The organism is Acinetobacter boissieri (genome assembly GCF_900096955.1).
Taxonomy (GTDB): Bacteria; Pseudomonadota; Gammaproteobacteria; order Pseudomonadales; family Moraxellaceae; genus Acinetobacter; species Acinetobacter boissieri.
In genome coordinates this window covers 35,692-56,293 of sequence record NZ_FMYL01000013.1, presented here as the reverse complement: position 1 = coordinate 56,293, position 20,602 = coordinate 35,692, and the positions used below count along the sequence as shown (strand labels likewise).

The following is a 20,602-nucleotide window of genomic DNA, read 5'->3' as shown; positions in this document are numbered from 1 at the left end:
AAACACCCACTTCAAAATAATTAGCTCCAATACATCCCCCTTAACTCAGCAAACTCGCCGCTATATTAATACAAATCGCTAAAATCAATGTGTTAACTGAATTAGGCCTAGCTCATACCCAAGTTATGCCTTAAATTTGGTATGAATACTATAAATCTAACTTTTAATGTTTATGCAACAAAGCCGTTTTGATTTAAATTCTGAATAAGCTTTGATTATTGTTTAAAGTATGTTGAAAAATGAGGAAGTGCAATCCGTAGTTTATTAACTCAATTAATAGACTATTCAAATATTTTTTTATATTTATATAATAAATGGCGTTATTTAACTATATTTCAAAAAACTATAATTTTACTATCAAAATAATCTAGATAGAATAAAATATCTCTATTATGCTAACTGCTAAAATAGGAATGAGGCACGTATTATGAGTGATATTGCATCATCATTCTCAGATACGTTAATTCGTATCAAGAATTTAAGCTTTAAGCGTGGTGACAGAGTGATATATCAGAATATTGATATGGAGATTAAACGAGGTCAAGTTACTGCGATTATGGGACCGTCTGGTACAGGTAAAACCACTCTATTACGTTTAATTGGTGGTCAATTGTCACCAGATCAAGGCACTGTATTTTTAGATGGCGTTGATATTTCTACAATGAATCGACATGATCTGTTTGCAGCACGTGCACGCATGGGAATGCTTTTTCAAAGTGGTGCACTGTTTACAGATATGTCTGTATATGAAAATGTTGCTTTTCCTATACGTGCACACACTCAATTACCTGAATATTTAATTGCTGAACTTGTAGCATTGAAACTAGAGTCTGTTGGGTTACGAGGTGCTGAGCGATTGATGCCATCTGAGTTATCTGGTGGGATGAATCGACGCGTTGCACTTGCAAGAGCAATTGCACTTGATCCTGATTTAATTATGTATGATGAGCCTTTCGCAGGGCAAGATCCTATTGTTATGGGTGTTCTGACACGTTTAATTAGATCACTACGTGATGCTTTAGATTTAACAACGATTATTGTGTCACACGATGTAAAAGAAACGATGTCGATTGCTGATTATATTTATATTGTTGCAGATGGCCGTGTTCAAGGTGAAGGTACACCTGAGCAATTGTTACAGCATGAGTCTGCATTTGTACAACAGTTTTTAAATGGATATGCAGAAGGCCCTGTAGGATTTCAATTTAACTCTAATGAGTATTTAAGCCAAGAGGTGAGGTCGTGAATGCGATAGCCTTATTAGGTCGTTATGTGATTAATGCAGTGCGTGGTATGGGTACTGCCACCTTATTATTGTTGCAAATTGTTTTTTCAAAACCAACTTTGCTAGGAATACGTTTATTTATACAGCAAATGTATAAAGTTGGTGTTTTATCACTTTTGATCATTGTTGTTTCTGGACTATTTATTGGTTTAGTGATTGGTTTGCAAGGCTATACCATATTGGTTAACGTTGGTAGTGAGTCAATGCTGGGTACAATGGTTGCACTCACGCTTTTAAGAGAGCTTGCACCTGTTGTGGCAGCACTGTTATTTGCAGGTCGAGCAGGTTCTGCACTAGCAGCTGAAATTGGTTTGATGAAAGCAACAGAGCAACTATCTAGTATGGAAATGATCGGGGTTGACCCTTTAAAAAGAATCGTGTCTCCACGGTTATGGGCTGGGATTATAAGTCTACCCATGCTGACGGTTATTTTTGCTGCAGTTGGCATTTTTGGTGGCAAACTGGTCGGTGTGGACTTCTTAGGAGTAGATGCTGGTTCATTTTGGAGTGGCATGCAAAGTAGTGTGAATTTTTTTCACGATGTACTTAATGGTGTAATTAAAAGCGTTATTTTTGCAGTGGTATGTACATGGATTGCGGTTTATCAAGGATATGCATGTAATCCGACTTCTGAAGGCATTGCAACAGCAACAACAAGAACAGTTGTATATTCATCATTATGTGTTTTAGGATTTGATTTTGTGTTGACTGCGGTCATGTTTGGAGGCGTCTGATGAAAGCTCGTGTGAGTGAATTGACCGTAGGTATTTTTGTAATCATCTTTGGTTTGGCATTATTTTTTTTAGCAATGAAAGTCAGTGGTTTAGCGGGTACGAGCTTAGGTACAACGTATCAAATGACAGCGACTTTTGATAATGTGAATGGATTGAAAAATCGAGCTAAAGTCACGATGAGTGGTGTGACTATTGGACGTGTAGATAAAATCAATTTAGACCCTGTATCAAGGTTGGCAAAAGTAACTTTTGAACTAGATAAAAATCTGACCACCTTTTCGCCTGACCAATTAAAATCTGTAGAAAAAGATTCATTAGAAGAATTACGCTATGGTGATGATTATCAGCAAGCGAATGTTCAGAAACAAAAAGAAATGGAAAAACAACTGTTAGACAGCATGAAATCTATTACAAATATAGATTCAGATGCTTATATTATGGTTGCAACCAATGGTTTATTGGGTGAGAAGTACTTGAAAATTGTACCAGGCGGTGGTGTAAATTATTTAAAACCTGACTCAAGTATTAATAATACCCAAGGTACAATGGATCTTGAGGATTTAATTAGCAAGTTTGTAACAGGGATGGGTAAATCAAGCCCAAGTAGTGACAGTAGTTCAGGCACTGCACCGACACAAGCTGCAAAAGATACACAACCATCGTTTGCTGAATAATATTTTAGGAGTAAATGTTTTGACTAGTATATTTAAACACATGTTTGTAGCAACAGCTTTAGTTGCGAGCATTGGAACAGCTGTGGCAGCGCCAGCTCAAGCACCGAATGATTTTATTAAAACAGTCGCTGATGGCTTGATTAATCACTTAAAGGCTGAGCATGGTAAACTACAAAATAACTCTGCGGCTATTGATGCAATATTAAAGCAGAATTTAGAGCCATATGTAGATGTACAAGCTTTTACTCGTATTGTGATGGGAACGTATGCGTCACCACAAAATAGCACACCACAACAGCGTGCAAATTTTGAAAAAAGTTTACGTCAAAGTTTGATCCAAAATTATGGTTCTGCTTTGGCTAAATATTCAAATCAATCGTATGCAATTCGTCCATATAGACCATCTGCAAGTGCGTATCAAATAGTGACGCTAGATTTTATTAATCAAGGCCAAAAAACACCGATAGCTTTTCAGCTTTCTGATAACAATAGTCAGTGGAAAATTCGTAATATCAATGTTGCAGGTATTGATTTAGGTTTGCAGTTTAGAAATCAGTTTGCTTCTAGTGTTCAGCGTTCGGGTGGTGATTTAGATAAAGCGATTGCAAGTTTTCAACCAGATGCTGGTGCAGCAGTGAAGAAGTAATTTATGCGTGCTGAATTGAATGTGGTGAATCAATCTTTGGTGGTAAAAGGCCAAATAGATTTTACCAATGCAGAACAAGTATATCAGCAAGGGTTAGGAGCGATTTTGAAACAAACTTCTTTCCCCGTTGTGATTGACTTATCTGCTTTAGAACATGGTAATACATTAGTCCTTGCTGTATTTGTGCAGTGGATACGTCAGGTCCCAAATGTGAATGACTTGGTATTTAAGTCCGTGCCAAAAAAAATGTTAAAGATTATAGAGTCTTGTCATTTAGAGCATCAACTCAATATGGTTGCATAAAATACTCTGATAGAAAAAAAGCATCTTTAAGATGCTTTTTTTTAAATCCATTTTTTCCATTTAAAGTAAAAATAGGGGCCAATAAATGAAATGGATAAGAACCCACCGACAATCACTAAGCTTACAGGGCTATGTGCATAAGGAAGTTCTTCAATATTCATACCGTAAACGCTAGAAATGAGCATGGGTGGCGCAAGCATGCTTGGTAAAATAGAGAAGCGTCGAATGGTGTCATTTTGTTCAGTATTAATGAATCCTGATGTGGTATCCATTAAAAAACGTACTTTTTGGAATAAGAAAGCGTTATGTTCGACCAATGAACGCACATCTTCGCTCATTTCACGAATTTCTGAGTCATAAATGTGACTGCCTAAAGCACGTGGCCGAGACAAAAAAGTCAAAATACGGCGTAAATCAATTAAACAAAGCTGTGCTTTACCCAGCATATCTTCTTGTTGTGCTAAGCGGGTGATCATATCATCGAGGTCGAGATGTTTTTCTCGGTGATGGTTGTTGAGCACATCGGTTGAATACTTTTCTAAGTCTTTGTGAATATCTTCTAAAATATCTGCGAGTTCATCGAGTTTCGCTTCAAATAAACCGAGTAGAATCCAAATCGGATCTTTGTAGTCACGGTCATAGTCGTTACGTCGTGCACGTGAACGAAATGCACGAAAAGCCAATAATTTCTCACCACGCAAGGTGATTAAACGTTCGTGATTGAGAATAAAAGCAACAGTTTGTACTGTGGCGAGAATGCCATCATCATCATGTTCATTGTCTGCTTGATAGTTTCTATTTTTGGTGAGAAAGTAGGTACTTACATGAAGCACACCATCATCATCTCGATAAAAACGTGCAGATGATGAAATATCTTCTAATGATTTGAGTGTTGGGAGGTTTTGTTGATAGGCATCTGTGACCCATTGTTGTTCTTCTTGAGATGGGGCAATCAGGTCTACCCATACCCAATCTGGGTGTAGATCAAAGCCACCATTGATGGCGCCATCTTCCAAACTACCACGCTCTGTGGCATAAAAAGCTTCAAGCATTGGAGCATGTTCTCCTAAAAGTAGAATGGTTGTAATGATGTGTGTATTTTAGTCAAGCAAGAGATTAAAAACAGTGTTCAGTTTCTTGTTTGAGTGAAAAATACACACTTTATTTTATTATTACAGATAATTAGGTCGTTTTTATGAAATCCATTGCAATTTTTTGTGGTTCTAAACCAGGGCTTGAATCTTGCTTTATTGAATCTGCCAAAAAGACTGGTCGTTATTTGGCGGAGCAGGATAAAACTTTGGTGTATGGTGGTGGCCGTTCGGGTTTGATGGGTGCTGTTGCAGACAGTGCATTGCAAGCAGGTGGGCGAGTGGTTGGTGTGATGCCAAAGGCTTTGGTTGGGATGGAGCTTGCGCATACAGGACTCACGGAAATGTATATTGTCGAGTCGATGCATGAGCGTAAGTTAAAAATGTCTGAGTTGGCTGAAGGCTTTATTACACTTCCTGGCGGTGCAGGTACGTTGGAGGAAATATTCGAGCAGTGGACATGGGCGCAATTGGGCATACATACAAAACCATGTGGTTTTTTGAATGTTGAAGGATTCTATCAACCTTTATTAGACATGATTGAGCAGACAGTTCGCACTGGATTTACGCAATCACGTTTTGCTACGGCTTTATGTGTGTCAGACCAAATTGAAAATTTAGTTACACAGTTTGAAAGTTATCAAATACCTGAACCCAAGTGGGGTATACAAGATCAAATTGTACCCTAGTTTTACTCTACGGCTGCAATGCAAATGACATGAATGTGTTTACATCCGATTTGTTCGAGTCTGAGTTTAAGGGCCTGAATAGAGCTGCCTGTTGTTACAACGTCATCCACAATCAAAACACGACGGTATTTTATGCCTTGTTTGTCTTTGATTCTAAATTGTTGTTGAATATTATTGGTGAGGCGTTCAGTACGGGATTGCCCTTTTTGGCTGTGTTCTTTAATACGTTCAATGGGCTCCCAAAGAGGTAGGCGATGCTTTTTTGCAATAATTTTTGCCAGTAACTGTGCTTGATTGTAGCCTCGATCATGCAAGCGAGTTATAGAAATTGGCATTGCGACGATGGCTTGAACATTGGGTATTGTAAGTTGGTCGAGTAGGTCGCTAAAGAGCTTTAGATATTGTAGTTGATGGTTGTATTTAAATTTCTGAATAAGTTTATTAATAGGATATTGGTAGCGTGTTGTTGCGAGTATTGAAATATCTTGTTTTATGATATGAAATGGCTCTACTTTGAGATATTCCCAACAGTCTATACAGAGGCTAAGTTTATTTTTAACGCTTGCACTTTCACATAGCACACATGGTTTAAGTGTGCCAAGTTTTGATATTAGTGAACTAAACATAAGCGTAGCGTGGGGCATTGGGTAGCCAGCGGTTGAGCAGTGCATCGACTGTTTTTGGGTCTTGTTGCATGAGTTGCTGTGCAATATGTTGTGCTTGGCTAAGGAGATATTGATCTCTTTCTAGGTTAGCGACTTTAAAGCCTAAGTCACCCGTTTGTTTTGTGCCAAGCAGTTCGCCCGGGCCTCTAATTTGTAGGTCTTTTTCAGCAATCACAAAGCCATCGTTACTTTCTTTTAAAATACTGAGGCGTTCTTGACCGTGTTGTGAAAGTGGGTTCTTATAGAGCAAGACACAAAAGCTGGCCTGTGCACCTCGCCCAACACGACCTCTGAGCTGATGGAGCTGAGATAGTCCTAAGCGTTCTGCATTTTCAATAATCATAATGGTTGCATTCGGTACATCTACACCGACTTCTATGACTGTAGTCGCAATGAGGAGTTGTAATTCATTATTTTTAAATGCTTGCATCACGGCTTGTTTGTCGTTGGCTTTCATTTTACCGTGTACTAAGCCGACATTCAGTTCAGGAAAGCGTTGTTGTATTTCTATATATGTTGCTTCAGCAGCTTGCGCATCTAGGGTTTCGGATTGCTCAACCAAAGTACAGACCCAATAGGCCTGTTTGCCATCAGTACAGTTATTCACTATACGTTGTAAAACGTCTTCTCTACGCTCTAATGGCACAGTCACAGTGTGTATTGGCGTACGTCCCGGTGGTAGTTCATCAATCACCGATGTATCTAGGTCTCCATAAGCACTCATGGCCAGTGTACGGGGGATAGGGGTAGCAGTCATGATCAGTTGATGCGGTGTGGTTTGGTTGGGTCCTTTATCTCTAAGCGCAAGGCGCTGGTCTACACCAAAGCGGTGTTGCTCATCAATAATGACTAAGCCGAGTTGTTTAAAATTAATACTGTCTTGAAATAAGGCATGTGTGCCTACCACCATTTTAGCAATGCCTTGTTGTATGGTGGCTTCGGCCATTTGGCGTGCTTTGCCTTTTTGTTTGCCAGATAGCCAAGACACATGTATGCCTAAGGGTTCTAACCAACGTTTGAAATTAAGATAGTGTTGTTCAGCTAAAATTTCAGTAGGTGCCATCAGTGCCACTTGCCAGCCTGACTCTAGTGCATGACAGGCAGCAACGGCTGCAACCAAAGTTTTTCCTGCACCCACATCACCTTGTACCAATCTGAGCATGGGCTTATTTTGGGTGAGGTCACTCAGTATGTCTTTGGAAACGCGCTGCTGTGCATTGGTCAGTGAAAAGGGCAAAGTCGCCAAAAGTGCTTTAGCCAGCTGTTTGCTTGGTTTACATCGTGCGGATGCTGTGTGCTGTACATAGGCTCTACGGGTCAGCAGGCTGAGTTGATGACTTACTAGCTCTTCTAAAATAAGCCTTTGCTGTGCAGGGTGTTGACCTTGCATGAGCTGCTGCATATTGGCTTGTAAGGGTGGGTGATGAATGTATGATAATGCATCTTTTAGTGCGTAATCTTTGCTGAATTGTTTAGGGAGTAACTCGGTTAAATCATGGCTGTGTAAGTCAAAAGCCAGTTGTATATATTCTCTTAGTTTCTTTTGATTCAGCCCTTCAGTACTAGGGTAAATAGCAGTTAAGCGACTGTATCGGCTTAAAGGCTGTAATGTGAGTATTTCGGGGTGATAGAGTTCTAAACCTCTCGCACCAATACGTACTTCACCAAATAAGCGAACACGTTGCCCAATATTTAGTTTGTCCGTGAGTGCTTTATAAATATGATAAAAGCGTAATGTGACTTTGCCAAATTCATCTTGGACCTGTACTGCCATAGACTTGCGTTTGCCTGGTGGAAAATCAACAGATTTGACTTCACCTTCAAGCAGGTAGCTTCGCCCAATGCTTAATTGGTTCATGGCAACAATCGTGCTACGATCTTCATAGTCACGAGGTAAATGAAATAGCAGATCATCTGTAGTCAATAGATGTAGCTTTTCCAATAGGTTACAAGCGGTTGAGGTCACGCCTTTGAGGTCACGAATTAAAGCCATATTATTTTAGGTCATATCATGCATATTTTATTTATAGGTTATGGTAAAACATCCCAGCGTGTTGCAAAACATTTATTTGCACAAGGTCACCAAATTACTGCGCTCAGTCGTACAAAAAAAACAGATATTTCTCATTTATGCCAAGATGTTGCTCAGATTGATTTAAGTCGGTTAGATTCGATTGATTGTGTGTATATTTTATTAAGCCCTCAAGAACGTAGTATACAGAGCTATAAAGATACGTATTTGAATAGTGCGAAAGCGATTATTCAGGCCTTGCATCAGCACCCAATACAGCGCTGTATTGTCGTGTCTTCTACGCGTGTGTATAACGGGCATGTTGGTGGTACGGTAAATGATGATACTGCTGTGGCTGTGAATGATGAACAAGGTCAAATTTTATATGACATGGAACAGGCTTATATTCAGGCTTTTGCGGAACGTTGTGTGATTGTGCGGCCATCAGGTATTTATGGCACCAGTATAAATCGTATGCGTAAACTTGCTCAAAACACAACGTACTATGAACAATTACATTGGACTAATCGCATACATATAAACGATTTAGCACGGTTTTTGGCAGTTTTGGCGACATTAGATTTGATGAAGTCGCATTATATTGTCAGTGATTCAAAACCGTATCCATTACATGAGGTTTTAATGTGGTTCCAAAGACAATGTGGGCTGCCGTTACTTGAGTATGAGTCAATGGCTGAAACAGGTAAAAAAATTTATGCCACACATTTACAGGAGTTAGGCTTTGAGTTTGAGCATCCAAATTGCTTTGATGTGTATTTAGAACAATTAAAGGCATAATGCCAAATGTAAAATAGGCACTCAATGTTTGAGTGCCTATCGCTGAATACGCTTATTTTTTTTTGCGAGAGCGCCGTTTGGCATTGTCTGCGGCCAAAGCACTCAGCGCTTCTTGTAACTCTGTATCACTAAACTGAGTAATGTGTTTGAGCATATTCAGCTTAGTATCATCTAACACTAAATTGGCATATTGCGCTGTTTTAGTTAAGTATTGATCAAATTCAATTAGGCCTTGTTGTACACGAATATAGCCTTTTTGCGTGAGTACTTTTAAGAAACTTTGAAAGAGCGATTTATCAAAAAAGTCGGGTGAGTTGTATTCGTACAGTACAGATAGGCGTTGCCCGAGCAAATAGCCTAAATCTTCCACTTGCTTGACAGAAATATTTCCAGAACCACGTTGCGTAATAATCGCTAAAATCATGTAGTAGCGTTCAAGACTTTGTTTGACAGAGCCTGCCAAAATTAAAATCTGGTCATGGGTTTCTGTATTCGGTTTTGGACTGATCAGATGAATATTGTCATCTGTGCTGATGATCCCTACTTTAATTAGCTGATCTATATATTGTTCAATTGCAGGTGCAAGGGTTGTGCTGTCCCATTTTGTAAACAGCTCAGCTTTTAAAAATGGATACAGTGTCACCATGACATTAACAAGGTCAGTTCGTGCAATTTCACCGTTTAAATCGACCAAAGAAGCAATCAGAGACGGCAAAATAAATGCATGTAAAATATTATTTCTAAAGTACGTCAGTAGTACTGCTTGATCATCTGCGATCGCAATAATATCACCGAGTGCATGCGGTACACGCTGAATGAGTTTGAGTTTCAAACCATGCTCAATAATTTTTTGACCTGAAAACGGAGTGATTTCAGTGCGTTCATCGTATGGTACTTCTCGAACGATGCTGAGGTAGGTGTTGAGCTGTTTTATTAACAACTCTTCACTGACAGTATGTTTTTCTGTTGAAAGTAAAATGAGTGATAATAATGTGACAGGGTTAATCACTACAGCATTATTAATTTTCTCGAGTATTTGATATGCAGAGCTGGTAATCGCTTCAGACACTTCGGTTGGAATAGGGTCGTCATTTTTTTCAATACGAATATGATCTGCTTGGTGCTGTTTTAACATGTCATCTAAGAACACAGGCTCACCAAAGTTGAGGTGTACTTGCCCAAAAATGCGCTCAATTTTACGAACGGTTTTGATTAAGCCCAAAACTGACTCAGCTTCTTTAGGTTTACCTTGTAGCTCGCCAATATAAGTTGCGCCTTCCATAAGGCGTTCATAGCCAATATACGTTGGAATAAACACAATTGGTTTATTTTTACCTTTGTTACGCAAGTGGCTATGTACCGTCATGGCCAGCATACCCGTTTTAGGTGGCAGTAGACGGCCTGTTCTAGAGCGACCACCTTCAATAAAATATTCTAAAGGCGTATTTCGAGAGACAATGCTATATAAATATTCTTTAAAAACAGATGTATATAGTCCATTACCACGAAATGAACGACGAATAAAAAAGGCACCACCACCACGTAGAAATTGACCGACCAACGGTAAATTTAAATTATCGCCTGCAGCAATATACGGCACCATGAGGCCACGACGATGAATAATGTAAGATAAAAGTAAATAGTCGATATGACTGCGATGGCATGGGGTGTAAATAATTTCGTAGTCTTTCGCTAACTCTCTTACTGTATTAAAGTTATGTACTTCAACGCCGTCATAGAGTTGTGTCCACAGTCGAGTCAGTGCCATGTCACCAAAACGTATGGTCGAGTAAGAATAATCAGACACGATTTCATTGATGTATCCAACTGCTCTGCGCTGTGCTTCAAATAAGCTGATTTTACTGCGAATACTTTCACGGCGAATAGATTCTTCTAAATCGGGTGATTTCATCAATGATTGAATGACGTTGCGGCGGTCAGATAAATCGGGCCCAAGCACTGCCTCACGTTGGCGGTCAAGATATTGATTTAAATGATTAACAATATACGTTGCTGGTGAAAGGTTCGGATGAGTTTGTTTTGCTGTGGTAATAAGTGCACGTAAAGAATGCTGATGGTGAAATTCTAAAAAAGTTTGCCGACCATGTAGTCCAATATTGACCAATTGTTTGACTTTGCTTGGTGTGGCCCATGTATCGGTAAACAGTAATTTAAATAAAGAGTTTTCTTTGTCCGGCGAGCGTCCCCATAGAACCGTTACAGGAATAAGTTGAATATCGATATCTGGGTTGGCTTCAATAAAGTCAATTAAACGCACGAGCTTAGGGGGGAGGGCATGCTTATGCTTTGCTAAATAACTGGTGTCTTGATGTTGTAAAAAAAAGACTGATGTGTTTTCTCGGTGCTGTTCGAGTTGGAGTGGTTCAAGTGCAGGATGCAGTTTTAAACGCCGTGTTTCGCCGTCAAGTACTAAAGCATTACTTCTAGAATATGTTTGTAAAACATAGCACACCACAGTTTTAATATCGTTGTTTTGAGGTGTCACTTGTTCTGCGATATGAAGTGTAGGTACATCTCCAAGAACTCGTGGTTTAACCACTAGGTCAAGTACTTTACTTGATAATCTACGATAGATTTGACCAAAACTGCGCTTGGGCATGAAAAACTCCTCATAAACACCTAAGTTTTTCTGATGAATACAAGAAAAACTAGATGGGTAACATACACTCGAAGCGCTGATTTTACCCAAAATGTATCTTTTAAGACAGTAAAACTATAAAAAATGCCATTGAAGATGAATGAAAATAGTCAAAAAGTGGAATAAATGGCAAAATACAGGGCAATAAAAAAATGATCTAATACACCCACTTTAAAAATAGTAATGAATAGCTGAGTAAGAATGACTAGGTTAACGCAAGAACTAATCGAAATTTTAACGTTAGAAAAACTAGATGAAAATAGGTACCTTGGCCAAAGTCGTGACTTTATTGGTAAGCGAGTATTTGGCGGCCAAATTTTAGGTCAAGCATTACGTGCGGCATCATATACGACCGATCGCCCTGCACATTCGTTGCACGGTTACTTTTTACGTGGTGGCGATATTAATGAACCCATTACTTACGAAGTCGAACGCTTAAGAGATGGACAGAGCTTTGTGAGTCGCCAAGTACGTGCGATTCAATATGGGCGGACGATTTTTACAGCACTCATTTCATTTGCATCTATAGAGGAAGGTTTAGAGTATCAAAAAAAACAACCAGACTATCCTCATCCAGATACTTTGCAAGGTGAGCAAGAAATTAAAGAAAGTATGATGCGTTTTATTCCAGAACCACTCAAGCCTAGTTTTATACGTGAACGGCATATTGAGCTTAAACCTTTGAGTGATGTACGTAATTTCTTTAAACCAAAACCTGCAGAACCGTTGTATGCACATTACGTAAAAACGCATGATTCTTTAAAGGGGGAACAGGACCAAGTCGCGTTGCATCAAGCGATTGTTGCCTTTTATTCTGACTTCGTATTGATGACTACAGCACTTCGACCACATGGTTTGAGTTACTTATCTCCGAACATTCAGTGCGCAAGTATTGATCATGCCATTTATTTTCATAAGCCAATGCGTGCAGATGAGTGGGTCCTTTATGATATGGAAGCGACTGTGACTGGTAATGCTCGAGGTATGAATTATGGTTATATGTGGCAAGATGGTGAGCTTGTATGTAGCACTGTACAAGAGGGACTTATGCGGATGCGTGAGAGCTAATCTGTAAAGTACACTAAAGTGCTGTTTTAATGAAAAAATTCATATAATAGTATAAAAAAAATAATGCAAATTTTAACCAATGTTATATGATGAAACATTAAAACAAGATAAAAATGGACAATTATGAGTCTAAATAGCCAAATTTTTATCGCAGCACTACTTGGGGTTGTTGTTGGTTGTGTTCTGCGTGTTTATCCTGATACTGCGTTGTTTAGCAACAGTATTTATGGATTAAGTATTATGAGTAGTATTTTCATTGGCTGTTTGAAAATGCTCCTTGTACCACTTATTTTTACATCAATTGTCGTCGGGGTTGCGAGTCTAGAATCAGGTAAGCAATTGGGTAAAGTCTGGAAAGTGACGCTCATGTGTAGTTTCACCACAATGAGTTTATCTTTAATTTTAGGCCTCACCTGTGCCCATATTTTTGAAGTCGGCAAAGGTATGGATGTCTCGTTATTTAAGCATGCAATGGACCAATATCACAGTCCTGCTCAAAGCCTAGATACGTCATCATTTTTTACTAACTTTATTCAAAATACTTTAATTAATCCATTTAAAGCATTCAGCGATGGGAATGTTTTGTCTGTCGTCGTATTTGCTATGCTGATTGGTTTAGCATTGGTTTATGGTGGTAACAAGTTTCAACACATTAGAACCTTTAATGAAGAGTTTTTTAATTTAGTGATGATGCTTGTGTCTTGGATCATGAAGTTAGCGCCGTTTGGTATTTTTGCACTGTTGGCTAAATTAATTGCAAAAGAGGACCTTTCAGTCATTAGCCGTCTTGCTGAATTTGCCGGTATTGTTACAGGTACAACATTATTTCATGGTCTTATTGTACTGCCGACATTACTCTGGATTTTTGGCAGAATGTCACCCATCAAATTTTTCAAAGGTGCTCGTTTAGCACTTATTACCGCTTTTGCGACGAGTTCTAGCTCTGCAACTATGCCTTTAAGTATGAAATGTGCACAAGAGAACTTAGGTGTTCGCCCTAAAATTACAGGGTTTGTAATTCCTTTAGGGTCACATTTAAATATGGATGGTACTGCTTTATATGAAGCGGCAGCTGCATTATTTGTAGCAAACTTAGTGGGATTAGAGTTAAGTCTAACGCAACAAATTATTGTGTGTTTAACCGCTATGATTGCTTCTCTTGGTGCACCTGGCATACCAAGTGCGGGCATGGTCACCATGATTATGGTATTACAATCTGTTGGATTACCTGCAGAAGCAATTGCCATTTTATTACCGATAGACCGTGTTTTAGATACGGTAAGAACGATGGTCAATGTTGAGGGAGATATGATGGTGAGCGTTGTCGTTGACCGTTATACTAGAGATGAAAATATTGATCACTTACCAACCAAAGATGTTGCATCTACATAAAAAATTACACACTGTTAAATCTTTATAAATAATGGGTTTAACAGTGTATTTTCTTTACATACGTTAAAAATGAAGAAACAAACCCATTAGTTAAGATTGTATTTGTTATGTTATAACTATACATTATGCGCAATATATTTGATGTTCAGATAAATATGTAGAGCAACATAATGTCTGCAAAAAATAGGTTGCAAATGAAAACACTTCTCATTTATTATAGATAAATGGTATCATCTAATTATGCGTACGGTGATATAACCGTTCAACAGATCATATAACAAGGTCACTATTGTGCTATGAGTCACTCCTCTGTGTTAAATACAAAACATTCTCCTAAAAATATGAAAATTAAAGTGGGTGCCGCTTTCACAGCTGTAGTGGTTGGTCATATTGCGGTTTTGTGGGCGTTAGGGCAAATGAAACCACATCACGTAAAAGTTGTGAAAAAAGAGCCAATACAAGCACATTTTGTGAAAATTCAACAACCGCCAAAACCACAACCGCCAAAACCTAAAGAACCCCCTAAGCCTAAAAAAGAGGTGAAAGAGGTTAAAATTGTTAAGAATCCACCGCCACCGCCTAAGAAAGTAGAAAAAGTACAGCAAGTTAAAAAAGCTGAGCAACCCAAAAAAGAAGTTCAGCAGGTTGAAAAACCGCAACCTGTCATTGTTCCGCCAGTGGTATCTACCGTTGAAACAAAGCCAGTGCCACAGCCAGATCCTGCACCAACGCCAACGCCTCAACCGGCACCTGCTGCAGAACCTGCAGAAAAAACACCGAAAAGTGTCAGTATTGGTGGGAGTGGTGTGCAATGGAGCCTTTCTCCAAAACCATCATATGATCAAAATGATTTAAGAGGTTCGCCTCGTTCAATTGTGGTATTAATTGAGGCAGATGAGAAAGGTAAAATTATTAGTGTGACTGTTGTGAAAAGTTCAGGGATTCCTGCGCTTGACCAAAAAATACTACGTGCTGTACGTGGTGCAAAATTTAAACCATATATGGAAAATGGCGTTGCTTATCCGATTAAAGCACAACAACCATTTGACTTAAGCTAATTAATATTGCTAATAAATTAGGAACAGAGTAATGAATTTTTCAGTGTACTGGCAAAGTGCAGATGCAGTAAGTAAAACCCTTTATTTTGTACTATTAAGCATGTCTATTATTACATGGACTGTCTTTTTTGTACGCTTGATTGGGACTCAAAAACTTAAGCAAACAGCATTTGCTCGTTTAGAGCAGTCTTTAACGCAGTTAAAAGCACAGCTTTCAAATTTGACTTTTGAACAGCGTAAAGCTGTTGCTGAACAAGCATTATTGCGTGAAATTTCAGAGCAGAAAACAGGCATTGAAAAAGGTGTACCTGTGCTGGGAACAATTGCTTCACTTGCTCCTTTTGTAGGCTTGTTTGGTACAGTATGGGGTATTTTTCATGCACTTGTTGCTGTCGGTAGTACAGGGCAAGCAGGACTTGCTCAAGTGGCAACACCAGTAGGTGAGTCTTTAATTATGACTGGTTTTGGTCTTGCTGTTGCAATTCCTGCAGTATTGGCTTACAACATCTGCTTGCGTAGTAATCGCGCACTATCGCATGGTTTACAAGATCAAGCACATCATTTACTGATTAATACGATGTTGCAACAAGATTCGAAAGTAATACAACCTCAAGCGAGAGGAGATGCTTAATGGGCTTTCAATTGGGTGAAGATCAAGATTCTGGCATGAATGAAATGAACCTCATTCCATTGATTGATATTATGCTCGTTTTAATGATCATTTTTTTGGTCACAGCGACAGTGTCTAATCCATCTATTCCGTTGACTTTACCCAAAACAACAGCGGAAATAACAACACCGCCACCCAAAGCAATTACCATTAGTATTAATGCGAAAGGCGAGGTTGCTTGGAACTCTGAAGTAATTACACTTGATGAGTTAGCAAAAAGATTTCAAGATGCTGGAAAAGCTGATCAAAAACCAACAGTTCAGTTAAGGGCAGATAAAGAATCTCGTTATGATACAGTGGCTCAAGTGATGTCTCGTGCGAGCGAAGCTGGTTTAAGCGATCTATCTTTTATGAGTGAAAACTAATAAAAAGGAGGCTAAAAAGCCTCCTTTTTTGTGTCTATTTAAGTAAATGCTGAAATTTTTGGCGTAACTTGAGTAGTTTAGGTGGAATTGCAAAGTTGCAATAGCCTTGTTCTGGATTTTTTGCATAGAAGTTTTGGTGGTACTCTTCTGCTTTGTAGTAGTTAGACACAGGTTGTATCTCTGTGACAACGTTAAGCCCTTCTGCAATTAAATCATTGACCATTGTCGTTGCAATGTTTTTTTGTGACTCATCATAGAAATATATAACAGAGCGGTATTGTGTACCTACATCATTTCCTTGTCTGTTCAGTGTAGTTGGATCGTGCATGCCAAAAAATACATTGAGTAAATCTTGGTAATGAATGACGTGTTCATCAAATTCCACATAAACAACTTCGGCATGCCCAGTTGTTCCACCACAGACCTGCTCATAAGTTGGATTGGTACTTTGGCCGCCTGCATAACCACTTTCAACGTGATGAACGCCTTTAAGTTCTAAAAGAACAGACTCTATACACCAAAAACAACCACCACCAAACATTGCCTTTTTCATGCTTTATCCCATCATATCGCTGAATATTAATTAATATTTTACTTTTTTCTAGCATTTTTTATATAGAAAAATGGTAAATCAGGTTTGCTGTATTGGCATTGAGGAGTGCTATATACCACGATTATTGTATTTAATTTTAATCAGAGTCTGCGCATAGTCATCATCATGTGAGACTTGTTGCAAAATATGACTTTAGTAAAAAATGGCTGGCCTGATAAAAATTAGGCAAGAAGAAGTGATCAATTTATTTTATAGATAATTGATCTGTTAAGACAAAAGGCTAATTGTATTTAACGATAAATTTTAGCTAATCTAGAAGTTAAACCTTGATATTATACCTACTTTGTCATGTGCAATAAAAGTTGATCTAAAAATACTGCTCATTTATAAAATAAATAATGGGTCGTATTTTTGTGTAAAATGCATAGAGTCGAAGCAATAGATGAGTCACGGAAAAGTAGTGAGAACTACAAACCGTCATGTTTAAACAATTACATTAGCTTGGGGAATACTCATGCAGATTGGAATACCAACTGAAGTTGTAGCAGATGAAAAGCGTGTGGCAGCAACACCAGAAACGGTAAAAAAGTTGATTGGTGCTGGTCATCGTGTTGTTATTGAGCGTGGTGCAGGCACCCACTCAGCCTATGTCGATACAGCCTATGAACAAGTAGGTGCTGTTATTGTAGATAATGCATACCCAAACAGTGACATTATTTTAAAAGTAAGAGCGCCTTTTGGTGATGAAATTAAAGCGATAGCAGCTGGTACCATTGTGGTTGCGATGTTTGATCCATTTCGTAACACTGAATTAGATGATTTTGCAAAACAAGGTATTTCTGCATTTTCACTTGAACTGTTACCACGAACATTGTCTCGTGCACAAAATATGGACGTGCTGTCATCACAAGCAAACTTATCTGGTTATAAGTCAGTATTGTTAGCTGCGACTGAGTATCAAGGCTTATTTCCTATGTTAATGACCGCTGCAGGTACAGTAAAACCTGCACGAGTTGTGATTATGGGCGTTGGTGTTGCAGGTCTACAAGCCATTGCAACAGCAAAACGTTTAGGTGCAGTGGTTGAAGCAACTGACTTACGCCCAACAGCTAAAGATCAAGTCGAGTCTTTGGGTGGTAAGTGGTTAGATGTACCCATGTCACCAGAAGAGCAACAACGTGCTGACGATGCATTGAAAAATGGCTATGGTTGGATGCCTGGTGAGCAGTACATTAAAGATCAATCTGTGATTGTAGACAAAGCGGTGAGTAATGCAGATATTGTGATTACAACAGCGCTCCTACCTGGTCGTAATGCACCACGTTTGATTCATGCGGCTACCATTGCAAAAATGAAAGCGGGTTCTGTGATTTTAGATATGGCAGTAGAAACGGGTGGTAATGTTGAAGGCTCTGCTGTGAACGAAACCGTTGTGACTGAAAACGGCGTTAAAATTTTAGGTGTACCAAACATTCCTTCTACTGTGGCAAAAGAAGCATCTGCTTTGTATTCACGTAATGTCTTTAATTTTGTAAGTACTTTGTTTGATGAGAATCAAAAAGTTAAAATTAATTTAGATGATGAAATTCAAAAAGCATTATTAGTGGCACATGACGGCCAATTATTGCTAAAACGAGGTTAAGGAGATAGGTATGATTGAAACAATTACTATTTTTGTCTTGGCAATTTTTGTCGGCTACTATGTTGTTTGGGGCGTGACACCTGCATTACATACGCCATTAATGGCAGTGACCAATGCATTGTCTTCTATTGTGATTGTTGGGGCAATGATTCAGACCACAGGCTTACCTGTATTAGGTATAGATGCCAATGTTGCATTTCAGAGCGTAAATGTGGTCAGTATTTTAGGTGCTGTTGCTGTATTTTTGGCAAGTATTAATATTTTTGGTGGCTTTGCGGTAACCGCACGTATGCTAGAAATGTTTAAGCCAAAACAAAAGAAAAACTAAGGGGCTAAATCATGGAATTTATTCGAGAGTGTGCGGGTTGGTTTTATCTGATTGGTGCAATATTATTTATTTTAACGCTACGCGGTTTATCTAGCCCAAAAACTGCGATTCGTGGTAATACCTACGGCATGGTTGCAATGGCAATTGCGGTAGTAACGACATTTTTTGTAGTTGATCATGTGGTTGTGTGGTTGATTTTAGTACCAATGGTTCTTGGTGCAATCGTGGGGATTTCCCGTGCCCGTACAGTACCGATGACACAAATGCCTGAAACTGTGGCTTTGATGCACTCATTGGTTGGTCTGTCTGCAGTACTTATTGCAGTTGCTGCAATTTTGCATAACAATCATTTAGTGGCTTTATTCAGTGAAAATGCAGATGTTTTAAAGCATGCAGGTATTGAAGAATCTCACATGAGTAAAGTTCATTTCTTTGAACTGTTTGTTGGGTGTTTTGTTGGGGCAATTACTTTTACAGCGTCTTTATTTGCTTATGGTAAATTGGCTGCAAAAAAATGGGCGAAAACGATCTCTGGTGGTTGGGTTAAGCCACTACAAGCGATTTTGTTTATTGTCATGTTGGGTTGCGGTGCTTACTTCTTTACAAGTGGCAATATGACTGCATTTTGGTTAATGACTGTTTTTGCACTCGCTTTTGGTTGGGTTTGGATCGCGCCAGTCGGTGGTGGTGACATGCCAGTTGTGGTGTCTCTGTTAAACTCGTTTTCTGGTTGGGCGGCAGCGGGTATTGGTTTCACTTTAGAAAACAATATGCTCATTGTTGCAGGTTCATTGGTTGGTTCATCTGGGGCAATTTTATCTTACATCATGTGTAAAGCCATGAATCGTAGCATTATTAATGTACTTTTTGGTGGTGCAATGACCAGTGGTGCAGCGGCTGCAACACAAGGTGCACAGGTTGAAAGAAACCATCGTTCAGGTTCTGCTGATGATGCGGGCTTTTTAATGTCAAATGCAGACAGCGTTGTGATTGTACCGGGTTATGGTATGGCGCAAGGTCGTGCACAAAATGCAGTTAAAGAGCTTTCTATTGTATTAAAAGAACAAGGCGTGAAAGTGCGTTTCGCAATTCACCCTGTTGCAGGTCGTATGCCAGGCCATATGAATGTTTTGCTTGCAGAAGCAGATGTACCTTACGAAGACATTTTGGAAATGGATGAGATTAACTCAGATTTTCCTGCAACAGATGTCGTTTTAGTGATTGGTGCAAATGACGTGGTTAACCCTGCAGCGAAAGATAATCCGAATTCTCCAATTTATGGTATGCCAATTTTAGAAGCTTATAAAGCGCGTACAATCATGGTGATTAAGCGTTCTATGGCAACAGGTTATGCAGGTTTAGATAATGACTTGTTCTATGATGAAAAAACTATGATGATTTTTGGTGATGCAAAAAAAGTTGTAGAAGATATGACGAAATCAGTGAATGGCTCTGGTCATTAATATGGTTAAGGCTTTATGTCTCAATAAAGCCTTATATTGATTTAAGTAATAAAAAAAGCCACAATTTATGTGGCTTTTTTTATTACGGTATCTATTTCTTAGCGAGTCGTTCGCTCTGTTGCACGCCACAAGCTTTCTAAGTCATAAAACTGTCTTGCGGTTGGGAGCATGACGTGTACAACGATATGGCCTAAATCGACAAGTACCCATTCTGCATCACGTTCACCTTCAATACCTATTGGGCGAAAGCCTGCTTTACGAGCTTCGTCAGCAACATTGTCTGCCAATGCTTTGACATGGCGTGTTGATGTACCGCTCGCAATCACGATTGCATCTGCAACATTGCTGATACTGCTGATGTCGAGCTCAAGAATATCTTTTGCTTTTACATCTGTAAGTGCTTCATGTATAACTTTTAAACAGTCTTGTACGTCTTGAGATTGCACTTGACCTAAATTGTCGTGAGAATTAGAAGCGCTGGGCGATGGTTCTAAATTCATAAAACTTC

At 39.0% G+C, this 20,602-nt stretch carries 21 protein-coding genes; 15 read left to right on the top strand and 6 right to left on the bottom strand.

The annotated features are described in order from the left end of the window. The first annotated feature begins 427 nt into the window (after nucleotides 1-427). The 5 genes from BLS38_RS11925 to BLS38_RS11905 are packed head-to-tail and all read left to right on the top strand — an operon-like array spanning nucleotide 428 to nucleotide 3,642. Complete coding sequence (locus BLS38_RS11925) at nucleotides 428-1,246, top strand: ABC transporter ATP-binding protein (RefSeq protein ID WP_092749894.1); 819 nt, start codon at nucleotides 428-430, stop codon at nucleotides 1,244-1,246. Next, on the top strand, nucleotides 1,243-2,019 hold the full coding sequence (mlaE, locus tag BLS38_RS11920) for a lipid asymmetry maintenance ABC transporter permease subunit MlaE (RefSeq protein ID WP_092749892.1): 777 nt from the start codon (nucleotides 1,243-1,245) through the stop codon (nucleotides 2,017-2,019). The genes BLS38_RS11925 and mlaE overlap by 4 nt, the downstream gene beginning before the upstream one ends. After that, entirely contained in the window at nucleotides 2,019-2,693 is a 675-nt protein-coding gene (mlaD, locus tag BLS38_RS11915; RefSeq protein WP_092749890.1) for an outer membrane lipid asymmetry maintenance protein MlaD, read from the top strand. The genes mlaE and mlaD overlap by 1 nt, the downstream gene beginning before the upstream one ends. Before the next feature lie 40 nt (nucleotides 2,694-2,733). Then, nucleotides 2,734-3,339: an MlaC/ttg2D family ABC transporter substrate-binding protein gene (locus BLS38_RS11910; RefSeq protein WP_092749888.1), complete on the top strand. Its 606-nt coding sequence runs from the start codon at nucleotides 2,734-2,736 to the stop codon at nucleotides 3,337-3,339. 3 nt (nucleotides 3,340-3,342) lie between these two features. Then, nucleotides 3,343-3,642: an STAS domain-containing protein gene (locus BLS38_RS11905; RefSeq protein ID WP_092749886.1), complete on the top strand. Its 300-nt coding sequence runs from the start codon at nucleotides 3,343-3,345 to the stop codon at nucleotides 3,640-3,642. Between the two features lie 41 nt (nucleotides 3,643-3,683). Here BLS38_RS11905 and BLS38_RS11900 read toward each other — a convergent pair whose 3' ends face one another. Continuing rightward, a complete protein-coding gene (locus BLS38_RS11900) occupies nucleotides 3,684-4,694 on the bottom strand; it encodes a CorA family divalent cation transporter (RefSeq protein WP_092749884.1) in 1,011 nt (336 codons plus the stop codon). A gap of 143 nt (nucleotides 4,695-4,837) precedes the next feature. On the opposite strand from BLS38_RS11900, the gene BLS38_RS11895 reads away from it, so the two are divergent. Beyond that, entirely contained in the window at nucleotides 4,838-5,422 is a 585-nt protein-coding gene (locus BLS38_RS11895) for an LOG family protein (protein ID WP_092749882.1), read from the top strand. Nucleotides 5,423-5,424: 2 nt separating this feature from the next. On the opposite strand, the gene BLS38_RS11890 is transcribed toward BLS38_RS11895, so the two are convergent. Continuing rightward, a complete protein-coding gene (locus tag BLS38_RS11890; RefSeq protein ID WP_244518305.1) occupies nucleotides 5,425-6,066 on the bottom strand; it encodes a ComF family protein in 642 nt (213 codons plus the stop codon). Beyond that, complete coding sequence (recG, locus tag BLS38_RS11885) at nucleotides 6,041-8,080, bottom strand: ATP-dependent DNA helicase RecG (RefSeq protein WP_092749878.1); 2,040 nt, start codon at nucleotides 8,078-8,080, stop codon at nucleotides 6,041-6,043. Before recG ends, BLS38_RS11890 begins: the two co-directional genes overlap by 26 nt. An 18-nt stretch (nucleotides 8,081-8,098) precedes the next feature. Between recG and BLS38_RS11880 the strand changes: the two genes are divergently transcribed. Continuing rightward, the gene (locus BLS38_RS11880) at nucleotides 8,099-8,896 is read left to right on the top strand and encodes an NAD(P)H-binding protein (RefSeq protein WP_092749876.1); all 798 of its coding nucleotides are present in this window, start codon (nucleotides 8,099-8,101) and stop codon (nucleotides 8,894-8,896) included. Nucleotides 8,897-8,948: 52 nt separating this feature from the next. Here BLS38_RS11880 and plsB read toward each other — a convergent pair whose 3' ends face one another. Further along, nucleotides 8,949-11,516, bottom strand: coding sequence for a glycerol-3-phosphate 1-O-acyltransferase PlsB (plsB, locus tag BLS38_RS11875; protein WP_092749874.1), 2,568 nt, complete (start codon nucleotides 11,514-11,516; stop codon nucleotides 8,949-8,951). Nucleotides 11,517-11,756: 240 nt separating this feature from the next. Between plsB and BLS38_RS11870 the strand changes: the two genes are divergently transcribed. The 5 genes from BLS38_RS11870 (at nucleotide 11,757) to BLS38_RS11850 (ending at nucleotide 16,108) form a co-directional block, all read left to right on the top strand. Further along, nucleotides 11,757-12,623, top strand: coding sequence for an acyl-CoA thioesterase (locus BLS38_RS11870; protein WP_092749872.1), 867 nt, complete (start codon nucleotides 11,757-11,759; stop codon nucleotides 12,621-12,623). Between the two features lie 123 nt (nucleotides 12,624-12,746). Beyond that, complete coding sequence (locus BLS38_RS11865; protein WP_092749870.1) at nucleotides 12,747-14,015, top strand: dicarboxylate/amino acid:cation symporter; 1,269 nt, start codon at nucleotides 12,747-12,749, stop codon at nucleotides 14,013-14,015. Between the two features lie 296 nt (nucleotides 14,016-14,311). Next, nucleotides 14,312-15,073 carry an energy transducer TonB gene (locus BLS38_RS11860; protein ID WP_092749868.1) on the top strand — a complete coding sequence of 254 codons (762 nt, stop codon included), beginning with the start codon at nucleotides 14,312-14,314 and terminating at the stop codon, nucleotides 15,071-15,073. A 31-nt stretch (nucleotides 15,074-15,104) separates the two neighbouring features. Further along, nucleotides 15,105-15,704 carry a MotA/TolQ/ExbB proton channel family protein gene (locus BLS38_RS11855; RefSeq protein WP_092749866.1) on the top strand — a complete coding sequence of 200 codons (600 nt, stop codon included), beginning with the start codon at nucleotides 15,105-15,107 and terminating at the stop codon, nucleotides 15,702-15,704. Beyond that, a complete protein-coding gene (locus tag BLS38_RS11850) occupies nucleotides 15,704-16,108 on the top strand; it encodes an ExbD/TolR family protein (RefSeq protein WP_092749864.1) in 405 nt (134 codons plus the stop codon). Before BLS38_RS11855 ends, BLS38_RS11850 begins: the two co-directional genes overlap by 1 nt. Nucleotides 16,109-16,142: 34 nt before the next feature. On the opposite strand, the gene msrA is transcribed toward BLS38_RS11850, so the two are convergent. Then, nucleotides 16,143-16,661, bottom strand: coding sequence for a peptide-methionine (S)-S-oxide reductase MsrA (msrA, locus tag BLS38_RS11845; protein WP_092749862.1), 519 nt, complete (start codon nucleotides 16,659-16,661; stop codon nucleotides 16,143-16,145). Between the two features lie 514 nt (nucleotides 16,662-17,175). Between msrA and BLS38_RS11840 the strand changes: the two genes are divergently transcribed. Genes BLS38_RS11840 through BLS38_RS11830 form a run of 3 tightly spaced genes read left to right on the top strand, consistent with a single transcriptional unit; the run spans nucleotide 17,176 to nucleotide 20,094 of the window. After that, on the top strand, nucleotides 17,176-18,303 hold the full coding sequence (locus BLS38_RS11840; protein ID WP_092749860.1) for an NAD(P) transhydrogenase subunit alpha: 1,128 nt from the start codon (nucleotides 17,176-17,178) through the stop codon (nucleotides 18,301-18,303). Between the two features lie 10 nt (nucleotides 18,304-18,313). Then, nucleotides 18,314-18,631, top strand: coding sequence for a proton-translocating transhydrogenase family protein (locus BLS38_RS11835; protein WP_092749858.1), 318 nt, complete (start codon nucleotides 18,314-18,316; stop codon nucleotides 18,629-18,631). Between the two features lie 11 nt (nucleotides 18,632-18,642). Continuing rightward, nucleotides 18,643-20,094 carry an NAD(P)(+) transhydrogenase (Re/Si-specific) subunit beta gene (locus BLS38_RS11830; RefSeq protein WP_092749856.1) on the top strand — a complete coding sequence of 484 codons (1,452 nt, stop codon included), beginning with the start codon at nucleotides 18,643-18,645 and terminating at the stop codon, nucleotides 20,092-20,094. A gap of 98 nt (nucleotides 20,095-20,192) precedes the next feature. Here BLS38_RS11830 and rsfS read toward each other — a convergent pair whose 3' ends face one another. Next, a complete protein-coding gene (gene rsfS / locus BLS38_RS11825; RefSeq protein WP_092749854.1) occupies nucleotides 20,193-20,594 on the bottom strand; it encodes a ribosome silencing factor in 402 nt (133 codons plus the stop codon). Nucleotides 20,595-20,602 lie beyond the last annotated feature (8 nt).